Here is a 12,909-nt window from a genome sequence, read left to right as displayed (position 1 = left end):
CAGCACCGTATCAGGGCAAGTCGGGTTCACCGATCACGACGGTTGTCCCGTCTGACGGGACGGACGTTATAATACGGTTCCGGCCCTGGCGCTTGGCCTTGTACAAGGCCTGATCGGCCTGGTTTATGAGCACTTTTGCGTTCGTTTTCCCGTCGAAAAACGTGAGTCCACCCGACAGGGTTACGGAAATCGTCTCGCCCGAAGACAACAGCAAGGGCTTTTTCTCCATGCTGGCGCGAAGACGCTCGGCACATTTCTGGGCCTCCTGCGGTGTCATTTCCGTAAGAATAATCAGGAACTCCTCGCCCCCGTAACGGAAAATATAGTCATTGACCCGCAACAGCGCGACAAGCGTATTGGCGACAAAGCAAAGCACGTCATCCCCGACCAGATGGCCATATTTGTCGTTGATGCTCTTGAAATGATCGATGTCGAACAGGATGATGCAGAATTTCTTCTCCTTTGTCATGGAGTATGAAATTTCATTCTGCATGACAGCGTCGAGAAATCTCCTGTTCAGGACTTTTGTCAGCGGGTCTTTCCCGCTCTCGACTTTTTCTATCTGGTGAAAGCTGTTTTCGGCCAGGAAATTGATTTTCCTTATCGAGCGATAGACTTTTTCCGAAAACTTCTTCGGAACTTCGCCCGTGTTCTGGACCAGGGCGATATCGCTGTCGATTTTTTCTATTTCCTTCTGGATCGTATCGAATTCCCGCGTTCCCTTGAACATGTTTCGCCCTTTATGGGTGAACCACAAGCCGAAATCGGAATCCTCGACCAGTTGAATTTCCTGTGCCCTGTTTTCGCACAGCAAGGTCAGGGTTTGCGTGCTCCATGCAAAGAACGTCCGGACCTGTGTTTCCCGCTCGAAGGCCAGATCCTGTCCCAACGACACCATGCGCAGGACTTCCTTGCTTTCCACCGCCTTGCGAAACCGGGAATCATAGGCGCGCATGACGAATTTGAACGAGAAATCCATCATCGAACCAATGTAAATGATCACGGATGACGTATCGAACTGATCGGACTTGTCCGCCAGGAACAGGGATGTAATTTGCCGTTTGATAATAAAAAAGCCGTAGGCAATGAGATGGGCCGGTATTTCCAGCCGCGCATAAGCGCTACCCATGCGTTTTTGCAGCAGGCACAGATGTTCGATATCTTCGGGGGAGGCGGAAAAGACTGCCTTGATATAAAAATACAGGTTTTTCCGCATTTTTCTCAGTAGATTTTCTTTCCTGAGAAACTCCGTCGCACTTTCATATTGAAAAATCGCTTTAACAAAAAGATCTATGCACCCGACAGCGTTGTCCTGGATCACCCCCCTGACATACGCTCTCTGCCGTGCGGGAGCCTGCGTGATAATATCTTTCCATTGCTCCTTCGGGCTTAAATAAATAAACTTTTTATCCATTCCCTGTATGTCCCTAGAAACTCAGGAGCCAAAAACTTTATGGTTCATATCACTATTGATACATCTCAATGCGCAGCGTACGCTCCCGTATCAACCTTTTTCAGCTACCGTTAAACACATTTAACAGTCTTTATAATTATATGATTGCTGTTCCTCTGTAAAGAAGACGGACGAAACGCCTCCTTTTTACTCTATGCGCCCGGGATGGCACGCAAAATTTCCCCGAACCGACCCGATTCAAGGCAACAAGGCACGGGGTTTGCGGTCGGGCTGGAACCACAAACATGGCGCACGCATGGGGCCCATTCCGGGCAACATCCGCCCTGTGCTGCTGACTTTTAAAACAGCCCCTCACCCTGTCAAAGCGGCGTTATGCGCCACAAACGCCGGGGCAGAAAACTGCGGTCCGGATCGCCCAGCACGTGTCCGGCCCGATGCCTGACCCGGCTGACGGACAGTCAGGACTCCGCCACAGGAAGGCGGGAGGCATTGGCATGATGGGTGCGGAAATATTCGTTACCGAGTGGTCAACGCAATTCCCATGAACAGTCATGCCGCCCAGATGGATAAGATCCGATTAAGGTATTCACCAAACCGTAAAACCCTTTCGGAGGGGAATAATCCGCAGGAGATGAATTTTACAATCCGTATATTGAAGCAGGCGATATTTAGGCAAATTCCTGTTTGCTTTCATAAGGAATATTTTTTATTATCTTGGCGCCGACGGAATATCGATCCGGCCGGTTTCAATTTCATGGGCGTCTTTGCCTCCGGGCTTTTACGGCTCTTCAAGAGCGCATTCCAATGCTTGGGAGTACTCCTTTCCATGACAGGAACACTCTTTTTACGGGCTTCCGGGCAGACCACCGCCACGCGGGATGCCGCCTGCCCTGTGATGGCCGCGCCCTTCACGGGCGGCCCGGAGAACCCCCGACCGCCACCCGGCCCCAGCGCGGACGACACCCCCGACAAGCGTGAAACACGATCCGTACAGCCCCGCCAACGGGCGAACCATGCCGGACGATCACCTGTTCTAAAAACAGTTTGTCGGCAGCCGTATCTGCAAGCCAATCGCAATGTTGGTATTGCCAAGTGTGATTTTTTCCATCCAAATACCGCAGGAATTTTTCAAGGCGGCAACACCCCGCGCCATGGCGAGCGGGGAATCGCCATTGTCAGGAAAGGAAACCCCCACGCGACGCCACCGCATATCCCACGCGCGGGAATGATCTGCCGGGCGGCGCAACAATAAATTCATACGACAATTATGACGCTTTTCGTTTTATGACTGGCCTTTAAAAATCCAAACCTCCACCGAATCAAGGCGGAATTTCATCATGCGGCTTTATACATGCCATCTTGTTTTCGTCTGAGGCAGCCATGCGCGACCATATAGCACAACGACGGATGAGAGATATTGCCGTTAACGTGCCGTCCGTTTCATCCAATGAAACGGGTGCGAATATTTTTGCCCTGTTCCAGGAAAACACGGAGCTTTCCGAAATTCCTGTTGTCGATGCGCATAACCGCCCTGTCGGCATTATCGGCCGCTGGACCTTTCTGTTACGGGTGGGGCACCGGTTTGGTTATGAAATATTCGCCAACCGCTCCATTTCGCTGCTGATGGACCGCAACCCCATTCTGGTCGATGCGGATGAATTCGTGTCCGACTTTGTGGATACCATTCTCAACACCCATCTGCTGAACCAGTTGACCGGGTTCATTATTACAAAAAACCAGGAATATTACGGGGTTGGCTCAACCTTCAACCTCACCAAGGCGCTGCATGCGCAGGCAGTCGACACGATCAAGGAACTGCGCCAGACCGCGGGTGAATTACGGCAGGCCAACAAGATCATCCTGCGCGACAAGTTATTCATTTCCACCATCATCGATAATATTCCCACCGCCATCCAGGTGCGCGACGTCAATACCGGGGATACGATCATCCATAACCGGGCGGCGGAGGAAGTGGGACTGTCCTCCCAATCCTTCATCCTGAATGCGCTGGACGACACGCTGCCCGATGTGTCGGTCAGCCAGGCGGACGACACCACGTGGCATGCCCGCATCGGCAAATCGGAACAGACGCTGACAGACCGCCAGGGAATCGAGCGTATTCTTTCAAAAAGAAACCTGCTGATCGACGATGACGATGGCAACAGGCGGTGGGAACTCTGTGTTGCGGATGACATCACGGAATATCGCGAAGCCCAGCGCAGCATAGAACAACTCGCCCATTACGATAACCTGACCGGCCTGCCCAACAGAAATTACTTCAGTTCCAAGCTGAATGCCATGGCCGACCAGCAGGAATTCGAATTTTTCCTGCTCTATATCGATCTGGACCACTTCAAATCCATCAATGACGTGCATGGCCACAGCGGCGGGGACGAATTGCTGCGAAAGGCTGCGTCGAGGCTTCAGGCCTGCTGCCGCCAGGACGATTTTGTCGCGCGCCTGGGCGGCGACGAATTCGCGATGATCTGGCCTTACTGCTCCGCCACCGCCCCGATCGAACCCCGCCTGGGGGAACTGATCAAGCTGCTGAGTGCGCCTTACACGGTTCAGGATAATGAAGTCGTTGTGGGGGCCAGTATAGGTGCGGCCCATTTCCCCGACCAGGCCAATGACAGTGCGACCTTGCTGCGCTATGCGGATATGGCGCTCTACAAGGCCAAGGCCCTTGGCCGCTGCCAGTACAAGCTGTTCGACAACGCCCTGAGCCGCGAGATGAGCGAACGGGCCGAACTTGTCGCCGCGCTGCACAAGATGGTCGATGGCGAAGGGCTGAGCCTGCATTACCAGCCCATCTATTGCCTTACCACCAACAAGATCCGCTCTTTCGAAGCCCTGGCGCGCTGGCACCATGCCGAACGCGGCACGATCCCGCCCGATATCTTTATCCGCCTGGTCGAAGATACGGGCCTGATCCACCAGTTTGGCGAACGCGTGCTCCGCATGGCCTGTTACGAAGCCCGGACATGGCCCAAGACCGTGACCGTATCGGTCAATGTGTCCCCCCTGCAACTCAAGCGCCGCCAGTTCCCCGACGTTATCCGGACAATCCTGGAGGAAACGGGACTGGAACCTTCCAGGCTGGATCTGGAGATTACAGAAAGCGTTTTGATGGATGAATATGAATATAAAAATTCCATCCTGAACGATATTCGCGAAATCGGCTGCAATATCAGTATAGATGATTTCGGAACCGGCTATTCATCCCTGAGTTATTTGTGGAAACTGCCTTTCGATAAGATCAAGATCGACCGCAGTTTCGTCCAGGCCCTGCCCGACCCGACCGCAAAAGAAATTATCCAGTCCATTGTAGGTATTGCAAGTATTCGCGCCAAGACCGTCATTGTCGAAGGCGTTGAATCCCAGATCCAGCTTGATGCCGTGCGCGCCATGAAATGCACCGAGGCCCAGGGCTATTTCCTCGGCCGGCCCGGCCCCTGCCCGCTGGCGTTCGGCGACGCCTGAAGACCGTGCCCGTGCCGGGCGGCCGAACCGGCGGCGCGAACCCGGCAGTTCAACCGGGCGGCCCGAACTGGCTACCAAACGGGCACGCACCCGTCTTTTCTGGCTTTACGCTTGAGAAGCGCCGCACATCCTCTTAGTATGCGACCCTCTGAAAGGCTGGCACCCCGCTTGCCGGCCGCGCAATAGTGAAAAAGGTGCCTGTGGATGGAGTGGACCGAAGAAATAATCGCCCAGTTGAAGGACCTGTGGGCGGAAGGTCTGTCAACCGCGGAAATCGGCCGCCGTCTCTCCATCACCAAAAACGCTGTCGTTGGCAAGGCACACCGGCTGGGGCTGCCGCCCCGTCCCTCCCCCATCCGGCGTGAAGGCAAGGCCAAGCCGACCGGCGCGGAAAAGCCCGAAAAAACCGCGCAGCCAGTGGCGGAAGTGACGGCCGACGCCCAGCGCAGCGAACCCGCGCCCGCAGCACCCCGCGCCCCTCTTGCACCCAGTGTCAGCGAACAGCCCGCCCCCGCCCCATCATCCCCCCAGGCTACGGACACTCCGGTTCAGGAGAAAGTGGCGCCGAAGGAAAAAGCGGCTGCAAGCCCCAAGGCCGCCCCCAAGTCCAAGCCGGTCTTTCGCACCATTTCGGATGCCGAGCCACAAAAGCGGCGCGGCCCGTCCTGCTGCTGGCCGATTGGTGACCCCGGCACGCCGGGCTTTCACTTTTGCGGCGCAACGCCCTTGCCCGGCAAACCTTATTGCGACGAACACGCCCAGATCGCCTATGTCAGGCTGCGTGACCGCCGCGACACCATGGCCTGAAACCACGGCTGGCCACACACGCGCCGGCAACGCTGTCGCCGGTTACCGGGTAGAATAAAAAGGGGCCGCACCTGTGATGGTGCGGCCCTTTTTTTGCTGCCTTGTCCAAAGGCTTTTTACGGCCCCTGGCCTCTATCGGTCTCAGGCCGCGGGTTCTGCATCCGGCGCGGCTTCCGCGGGCTTATCGGATGCGATAGCCGGGGCAGCCCCGCTTTCGGGCAGCATTTCCAACTGGCCGGTAATCTGGCCGCCGTCATCCACCTTCAGGCGATGGCAGGACGCCTTGCCCAGCAGGCGGCCCGTGCCACGCACGGTCAGGCTGCCACGCACGATCAGCGAACCGTCGACCGTGCCGGCAATTTCGGCATTCTCGACCTCGACCCCGCCGCGGAACAGGCCGCCGGGCATCACAACCAGTTCCTTGGCGTTGATCAGGCTGGATTCCACCGTGCCTTCCACGACAAGCCGTTCGGCATCCTGGACCGAACCCTGGACGCTGATCCCGCGCCCGACAACCAGCGTGCGCTGATCGGGAACGTCCTTGCGACCGGGTGCCTGCGGGGGCAGCCCGCGTGCGGCAGCACCCGGAATAGGCGGAATACCAGCGCCTGAGGGAAGGGGGGAACCAGAAGGAAGTGGCGCACGGCCCATGAGCGAGGTCTCCTTGAGTGTGTCAGGACGAGACGTAGCCGGGCCCGCTGCGGATGCTCCTGGCCGCCCTGTCGTGGATGAAAAACTGGAATCCGATACCCCGGCCGGGCGCGCAGGCGCCGACTGGCTGGCAGCGGAGGTCTGTTCCGATGGTCGTTTGTCTTCAGGCTTTCGTCTTCTGAACAAGAAATTCCCCCCGCCATTCAAACTATCTGGTTTTCGGACAGCAACCCCACCCGTGCAGGCGCTGCCCGCGCCCCAAGCCGCCTGCTCAAGACCGTTCCGATTCTATACAGGCGTCGCACCTTCGGGCAAAGCTTGCCTACACGCCAGTGTTGCCCTTTTTGTGGCAGCGCGCTAGCCAAACAGCCACAGAGTTTCATTTTTTAAGAGAAGTTTTCGCGACCATGACAGCCATAGAGACGAAATACGATATTCTGGGGATCGGGAATGCCATTACCGATATTCTGGCCAAGGTCGAGCCAGCCTTTCTGGAAAAACAGAACCTGACACCGGGCAGCATGACGCTGGTGGATGCGGACCGCGCCCACGCCCTTGAAGCAGCCCTGACACCCGAACAGGTGATGGGTGGCGGCTCTGTCGCCAATAGCTGCGTGGTGGCCGCCCAGTTCGGCGCGCGCGTGGCCTATCTGGGCAAGGTCGCGCGCGATAATGCCGGGCAGAAATTCGTCCAGGACCTGCGCGATAACGGTGTGGAATTTCCATCCCAGCCGCTGAACACGCAAACCTTCGAAAATCTGCCGACCGCGCGCTGCATTGTCATGATAACGCCCGACGGCCAGCGCACGATGGCCACCTATCTGGGTGCGTGTTCGTGCTTCACGCCCGAAGACGTGCTGCCCGACATTATTACCGCGTCACGGATCGTCTATCTTGAAGGCTATCTGTTCGACCCGCCCCATGCGCAGGAAGCCTTCCGCCACGCCGCGGCTATTGCCCATGCGAATGGCCGGCAGGTGGCTCTGTCCCTGTCCGACCCGTTCTGCGTGGGCCGCCACCGCGATGCGTTCCTGGATCTGGTGAAGGGGCATGTGGATATCCTGTTCGCCAATGAAGACGAAATCTGCGCCCTGTACGAGACCGAAAGCTTTGACGAGGCCGCCCGCCACACCGCACAGGACACGACCTTTGCAGCCCTGACGCGCTCCGCCCTGGGCAGCGTGGTCATCCATGACGGCACGTTCACCCAGGTCGCACCCGTGCCCACGCAGGTGGTGGATACGACCGGCGCGGGCGATGCCTATGCGGCCGGGTTCATGGCCGGGCTGACATCGGGCCGCAGCCTGCCCGAATGCGGACGGCTGGCCTCGGTCGCGGCGTCGGAAATCATTTCCCATTACGGCGCGCGCCCGCTGTCCAACCTATGGGAAGAAATGGGCTTCTGACAGCCAGTCACGGGGCCGGAACCCCGGCCCCGCAGGCTTGCCTTGCGCCGGATCGTGCAGCCCGGGCCGTCACGAAGGCTGTCGCTTGGCTGCCAATCCGCAAAGCAGCGCGTGGTCGCCACGAGGCCGATTCAAACCCGTTGGGTGCCGCTTTTTTCAAAAAGGCGGCGTTCCCCGAAGCTTTTTGAAAAAAGCTTCACCAAAAACTTTCAGCAAATTTGCAGACTCTTACGACGACTGGCTTTTCGATTCAGTCTCTGAGCAGATGCGATCAACCCGCCTCGGCTGTTCCCTGACAGGGAACGGTCCCGACCTTGCCATCGCGAATGCACAGGGCAACCTCACCCACGCACAGGGCGCGCGCGGTTTGTCCGAACACACGGCCGCGCCAGCCGCCCGTCAGCGGGCCGGGCTGGTCGGGATCAAGGGCGAATGCCTCCAGGTCGTCCTGCGATGCCACCAGCTTGGGGGCCACGTCATGCTCTTCGCAGCAGGCGGCCAGCAGCACCTTCAGCAGGGCCACCAGCGATGCGGGAGGACGCGGCGCGTCCTTGTTGCGGCCCTTGGGCAGCTTGGGCAGTTCGCTTTCGGGCAGGGCCTGAGCCTGCTTTACGGCATCAAGCAACGCCTGACCCACGGCCCCTTCCGCCAAACCGCGCGACACGCCACGCACGCGGCCCAAGGCGCCAAGGTTGGCAGGCGTGGTGGCAGCGATTTCAAGCAGGCTTTCATCCTTGATCAGGCGCTGGCGCGGCACGTTGATCCGCTGCGCCTCGCGCTCACGCAGGGCCGCCACGGCCCGCAGGACCGCAAGCATGCGCCTGTTGCCCGTGCGGGCCCGCAGGCGTTCCCACTGCCGTTCGGGATCGGGCAGGAATGTCTCGGGCGCTTCCAGCTCGGCCATTTCGGCCGCGACCCAGCTCAGCCGCTTTTCCTGCTCCAGCTTGGCGATCAGGCGTTCGTAAACCACGCGCAGCCATGTGACATCGCCCGCCGCGTAGGCAAGCTGGGCCTCGGACAGGGGCCGGGCCGACCAGTCCGTAAAACGATGGCTTTTATCGATGACATAGCCCGCCAGGGAACCGACCAGGCTGTCATAACCGACCTGATCGCCAAAGCCCGCCACCATGGCCGCAACCTGTGTATCGAACACCGGGGTGGGCAGGGCGCCGAATATATGCAGGAAAATTTCCAGGTCCTGGCGGGCTGCGTGAAAGACCTTCAGCACCGCCGCATTGGCCATCAACGCGGCCAGGGGGGCCAGGTCCAGCCCTTCCGCAAGGGCGTCGATCAGGATAACATCCTGCGCGCCACCGATCTGCACCAGGCACAATTCGGGCCAGTACGTGCGCTCGCGCATGAATTCGGTATCGACCGTGACAAACGATTCGCCGTGCAGCGGGGCAAGAAGCGTTTCAAGCTCCTGCGTGGTGGTGACAAGGCGCGGCGTGGGAAAAACGGGGGAAGGTGATCTGGCCATGGTCTTCCCATACACCAGCCGCCCCGAAAACGACAGCCACGCCCCGCCAAATGTTCCACACAAGACTTGACTTGCGCGCCCGCCATCGGGACATGAGCCCTTGATAGTCGATGGGAGACACGAAAATGAGCAGACCCGATGACGGCAGCCAGGCCCTGACACAGCTCGGCCGCTCTGTCGCCGCCCCGGCCAGCCCGGAAGAGGCCATTCTGGAACGCGTGCCCGCCCCGCATGAGGGCAGGCAGTATATGGTGCGCTTTACGGCACCCGAATTCACCTCGCTGTGCCCCATTACCAGCCAGCCGGATTTCGCGCATATCGTCATCGACTACGTGCCCGGGCAATGGATTGTGGAAAGCAAGTCGCTCAAGCTGTTCCTGACCAGCTTTCGCAACCACGGTGCCTTTCACGAGGCCTGCTCCCTCCAGATCGCAACGACCCTGGTCGACCTGCTTGACCCGGTCTGGCTGCGGATCGGCGCATATTGGTACCCGCGTGGCGGCATGCCCATCGATGTGTTCTGGCAGACGGGCGAGCCACCCAAGGGCGTCTGGATTCCGGCACAGGACGTACCCGCCTATCGTGGCCGGGGCTGAGAGACCATAAATTCAATAAAAGTTTTTGGTGAAGTTTTTTCAAAAAGCTTCTGCGAATGCCACCTTTTTGAAAAAAGGCGGCACCCGAAAACTTTTATCATTTTTCTCTCAATGGACTGTTTTGAAGCGGCCCTTAAATATTCGGCATAAAAAAAACCACCCGCTTGGGTGGCTTTTTCGTGTCAGGCGTCATGTCCAGGCCCGAAAGCCCGGCACGGTCGCCAATCAGGCAGCGCCCGAACCGGCCTCGATCTCCGCCCGTACGGCCAGAATCTGGTCCTGCAACACGCTCAGACGGGTCATGTCCGTCTTGTCGGCCTTGTCCCACGCTTCAGACAAGGCTTCCAGTTGGGCTGTCGCAGTGTCGATGGAGATCTCGCTGACCGGCACCGCCTTGTCCGCAAGGATGGTGCAGCGCGTGGGCGTGATATCGGCAAAGCCACCGCCCACGAAATAGCGGTCGGTTACGGTGTCGCCTTCGTACAGAGCGACGACGCCACCGCGCAGCAGAAGCATCATGGGCGAATGCTCCGGCATGGCGGCGATATCGCCTTCCATGCCGGGCAGGACGGCCATGTCAATCTCGCGCGACACCAGAACCTTCTCGGGACTGATGATCTCAATCTGGATCGGCATCAACGACGCTCCTTCCCGAAACCGGCGGTCAGGCCGACTCCCTCATTTTTTCCGCTTTGGCGACTGCTTCCTCGATGGAGCCAACCATGTAGAAGGCGGCTTCGGGCAGGTCGTCATATTCGCCGGCACAGATGGCCTTGAAGGAACGAACCGTATCCGCCACCGACACCAGCTTGCCCGGCGCACCCGTGAACACTTCGGCCACGTGGAACGGCTGGGACAGGAAGCGCTGGATACGACGTGCGCGGGCGACGATCAGCTTGTCGTCTTCGGACAGTTCGTCCATGCCGAGGATGGCGATGATGTCCTGCAGGGACTTGTAGGTCTGCAGGATGCGCTGCACTTCCAGGGCGACCTGGTAATGCTCTTCACCCACGATCTGCGGGTCCAGCGCGCGGGATGTGGAATCCAGCGGGTCGACCGCTGGGTAGATCCCCATTTCCGCGATGGAGCGGTTGAGCACGGTCGTGGCATCCAGATGCGCGAAGGTGGCAGCCGGGGCCGGGTCGGTCAGATCGTCCGCAGGCACGTAAACGGCCTGGACCGAGGTGATGGACCCCTTCTTGGTGGAGGTAATACGTTCCTGCAGGGCACCCATTTCGGTCGCCAGCGTGGGCTGGTAGCCCACGGCGGAGGGAATACGGCCCAGCAGGGCGGACACTTCCGAACCCGCCTGCGTGAATCGGAAGATGTTGTCCACGAAGAACAGAACGTCCTGGTTTTCTTCATCGCGGAAATATTCCGCCATGGTCAGCCCGGTCAGCGCCACGCGGGCACGCGCACCCGGCGGCTCGTTCATCTGGCCGAACACCAGTGCCACCTTGGAACCGTCGGTCGAACCGTCTTCCTTGAGCTTGATGACGCCCGCATCCTGCATTTCGTAATACAGGTCGTTCCCTTCACGGGTACGTTCGCCAACACCCGCGAACACGGACACGCCGCCATGCGCCTTGGCGATGTTGTTGATCAGTTCCTGGATGATGACGGTCTTGCCCACGCCCGCACCACCGAACAGGCCGATCTTCCCGCCTTTCAGATAGGGGCAGAGCAGATCGACAACCTTGATACCGGTCATGAGGATTTCGGACGCGGCGGCCTGTTCGTCGAAAGCGGGGGCATCGCGGTGGATGCTGGCGCGACGGGTCGTGCGCACGGGGCCTTTCTCGTCGATCGGCTCACCGATCACGTTCAGGATGCGGCCAAGCGTTTCGGGGCCGACGGGCACGGAAATCTGCGCGCCGGTGTCAACCACCTCGGCGCCACGCACCAGACCGTCGGTCGAGTCCATGGCAATGCAGCGCACTTCGTGTTCGCCAATTTCCTGCGCGACTTCCAGAACCAGGGTCTGGCCGTCCAGCGTCACGTGCAGCGCGTTGAGAATCTTGGGCAGTTCGCCTTGGAACTGCACGTCAACGACCGGACCTCTGATCTCGGTAATGCGGCCAACTGCATTGGTCTTCGTGGCCGCAGGGGCCTGGGTCTGGGTTGTGGTATCCGACATGGGGTCAGCTCCTGCGGGCATGCGGGCGGGCTCAGACAGCCTGGGCGCCCGAAATGATTTCGATCAGTTCGTTGGTGATATTGGTCTGGCGGGTCCGGTTATAGACCTGCGTCAGACTGTCGATAGAGCGGCCCGCGTTACGCGTGGCGTTGTCCATGGCCGTCATCCGGGCTCCGTTTTCGCCCGCTGCCGTCTCGAGCAGGGAAGCGTAAATCTGAACCTGGAGGTTACGGGGCAGCAGCATGGCCAGAAGCGTGGCCTCATCCGGCTCGAACTCGTACTGGGCCACGTCGCCCTGGGCCACGTCATTGGCTGGCTCTGCGTCCTTGGCCGCGTCGTCAACCACCATGGGCACCAGTTGCTGGCACACCGGCACCTGCAGCATGGCGTTGCTGAACTTGTTGAACACAAGCGTGCAGACATCGATCTCGCCTGCTTCGAGCAGGGTGTTGATCTTGTCACCCAGGCCGCTGGCGACCGAGAACGGGACTTCCTTGCCGCTGACGCCGGTCACGTGATCGACGATCAGGTCGGCATGCTCACGCATGAAGAAGTTGAGCGCCCGGCGGCCGACCGGCAGCAGCCTGACGGTCTTGCCTTCGGCCTGGAGGCGGCGGATGGTCTGCACCGTCAGGCGATGCACGTTGGAGTTGAACCCCCCGCACAGCCCGCGATCGCTGGTCAGGGGCACCAGCAGGTGCACCTTGTCCTGCCCGGTACCGGCCAGAAGACGGGGGGCCCCGTCTTCGCCCCGGGTCGCGGCAGCCAGTTCACCCAGCATGCGGCGCATGGCCGCAGCATAGGGGCGAGCCGCTTCGGCACTGGCCTGCGCGCGCCGCAACTTTGCGGCCGCCACCATTTTCATGGCGCTCGTGATCTTGCGTGTCGACTTGATACTGCCGATACGGGCGCGAAGTTCCTTGAGGGAGGCCATG

11 protein-coding genes are annotated in these 12,909 nt (G+C 59.4%); 5 read left to right on the top strand and 6 right to left on the bottom strand.

Annotated elements, in window-relative coordinates:
- Positions 1 to 10 precede the first annotated feature (10 nt).
- Complete coding sequence (locus tag J2D77_RS05555) at positions 11 to 1,216, bottom strand: GGDEF domain-containing protein (RefSeq protein WP_207845303.1); 1,206 nt, start codon at positions 1,214 to 1,216, stop codon at positions 11 to 13.
- A gap of 739 nt (positions 1,217 to 1,955) precedes the next feature.
- Here J2D77_RS05555 and J2D77_RS05550 point away from each other — a divergent pair.
- From J2D77_RS05550 to J2D77_RS05540, 3 genes are all read left to right on the top strand, one after another.
- A complete protein-coding gene (locus J2D77_RS05550) occupies positions 1,956 to 2,666 on the top strand; it encodes a hypothetical protein (protein ID WP_207845302.1) in 711 nt (236 codons plus the stop codon).
- A gap of 155 nt (positions 2,667 to 2,821) precedes the next feature.
- Positions 2,822 to 4,897: a putative bifunctional diguanylate cyclase/phosphodiesterase gene (locus J2D77_RS05545; protein ID WP_207845301.1), complete on the top strand. Its 2,076-nt coding sequence runs from the start codon at positions 2,822 to 2,824 to the stop codon at positions 4,895 to 4,897.
- 204 nt (positions 4,898 to 5,101) lie between these two features.
- On the top strand, positions 5,102 to 5,704 hold the full coding sequence (locus tag J2D77_RS05540) for a GcrA family cell cycle regulator (RefSeq protein WP_207845300.1): 603 nt from the start codon (positions 5,102 to 5,104) through the stop codon (positions 5,702 to 5,704).
- Positions 5,705 to 5,845: 141 nt separating this feature from the next.
- Here the strand turns inward: J2D77_RS05540 and J2D77_RS05535 are convergent, their stop codons facing one another.
- The gene (locus J2D77_RS05535; protein ID WP_207845299.1) at positions 5,846 to 6,541 is read right to left on the bottom strand and encodes a bactofilin family protein; all 696 of its coding nucleotides are present in this window, start codon (positions 6,539 to 6,541) and stop codon (positions 5,846 to 5,848) included.
- Positions 6,542 to 6,762: 221 nt separating this feature from the next.
- Between J2D77_RS05535 and J2D77_RS05530 the strand changes: the two genes are divergently transcribed.
- Positions 6,763 to 7,761: an adenosine kinase gene (locus J2D77_RS05530; protein ID WP_207845298.1), complete on the top strand. Its 999-nt coding sequence runs from the start codon at positions 6,763 to 6,765 to the stop codon at positions 7,759 to 7,761.
- 271 nt (positions 7,762 to 8,032) lie between these two features.
- Here the strand turns inward: J2D77_RS05530 and rnd are convergent, their stop codons facing one another.
- The gene (gene rnd / locus J2D77_RS05525) at positions 8,033 to 9,241 is read right to left on the bottom strand and encodes a ribonuclease D (protein WP_207845297.1); all 1,209 of its coding nucleotides are present in this window, start codon (positions 9,239 to 9,241) and stop codon (positions 8,033 to 8,035) included.
- 125 nt (positions 9,242 to 9,366) lie between these two features.
- Between rnd and queF the strand changes: the two genes are divergently transcribed.
- Positions 9,367 to 9,837: a preQ(1) synthase gene (gene queF, locus J2D77_RS05520; protein ID WP_207845296.1), complete on the top strand. Its 471-nt coding sequence runs from the start codon at positions 9,367 to 9,369 to the stop codon at positions 9,835 to 9,837.
- 225 nt (positions 9,838 to 10,062) lie between these two features.
- Here the strand turns inward: queF and atpC are convergent, their stop codons facing one another.
- The 3 genes from atpC to J2D77_RS05505 are packed head-to-tail and all read right to left on the bottom strand — an operon-like array spanning position 10,063 to position 12,908.
- On the bottom strand, positions 10,063 to 10,473 hold the full coding sequence (atpC, locus tag J2D77_RS05515; protein WP_207845295.1) for an ATP synthase F1 subunit epsilon: 411 nt from the start codon (positions 10,471 to 10,473) through the stop codon (positions 10,063 to 10,065).
- A 28-nt stretch (positions 10,474 to 10,501) separates the two neighbouring features.
- Positions 10,502 to 11,974, bottom strand: coding sequence for a F0F1 ATP synthase subunit beta (gene atpD / locus J2D77_RS05510; RefSeq protein ID WP_207845294.1), 1,473 nt, complete (start codon positions 11,972 to 11,974; stop codon positions 10,502 to 10,504).
- A 31-nt stretch (positions 11,975 to 12,005) separates the two neighbouring features.
- Positions 12,006 to 12,908, bottom strand: coding sequence for a F0F1 ATP synthase subunit gamma (locus J2D77_RS05505; RefSeq protein WP_207845293.1), 903 nt, complete (start codon positions 12,906 to 12,908; stop codon positions 12,006 to 12,008).
- Position 12,909 lies beyond the last annotated feature (1 nt).

Source organism: Acetobacter garciniae, assembly GCF_017377735.1.
Taxonomy (GTDB): domain Bacteria; phylum Pseudomonadota; class Alphaproteobacteria; order Acetobacterales; family Acetobacteraceae; genus Acetobacter; species Acetobacter garciniae.
Note: the sequence above shows the minus strand (reverse complement) of the source record. Positions and strands in the feature narration are given on the sequence as shown.

What these genes read in the sequence shown, in the direction of transcription:
- J2D77_RS05555 (WP_207845303.1), bottom strand. Translation starts at nt 1,216, where the DNA reads ATGCGGAAAAACCTGTATTTTTATATCAAGGCAGTCTTTTCCGCCTCC.
- J2D77_RS05550 (WP_207845302.1), top strand. Translation starts at nt 1,956, where the DNA reads ATGAACAGTCATGCCGCCCAGATGGATAAGATCCGATTAAGGTATTCA.
- J2D77_RS05545 (WP_207845301.1), top strand. Translation starts at nt 2,822, where the DNA reads ATGAGAGATATTGCCGTTAACGTGCCGTCCGTTTCATCCAATGAAACG.
- J2D77_RS05540 (WP_207845300.1), top strand. Translation starts at nt 5,102, where the DNA reads ATGGAGTGGACCGAAGAAATAATCGCCCAGTTGAAGGACCTGTGGGCG.
- J2D77_RS05530 (WP_207845298.1), top strand. Translation starts at nt 6,763, where the DNA reads ATGACAGCCATAGAGACGAAATACGATATTCTGGGGATCGGGAATGCC.
- rnd (WP_207845297.1), bottom strand. Translation starts at nt 9,241, where the DNA reads ATGGCCAGATCACCTTCCCCCGTTTTTCCCACGCCGCGCCTTGTCACC.
- queF (WP_207845296.1), top strand. Translation starts at nt 9,367, where the DNA reads ATGAGCAGACCCGATGACGGCAGCCAGGCCCTGACACAGCTCGGCCGC.
- atpC (WP_207845295.1), bottom strand. Translation starts at nt 10,473, where the DNA reads ATGCCGATCCAGATTGAGATCATCAGTCCCGAGAAGGTTCTGGTGTCG.
- atpD (WP_207845294.1), bottom strand. Translation starts at nt 11,974, where the DNA reads ATGTCGGATACCACAACCCAGACCCAGGCCCCTGCGGCCACGAAGACC.
- J2D77_RS05505 (WP_207845293.1), bottom strand. Translation starts at nt 12,908, where the DNA reads ATGGCCTCCCTCAAGGAACTTCGCGCCCGTATCGGCAGTATCAAGTCG.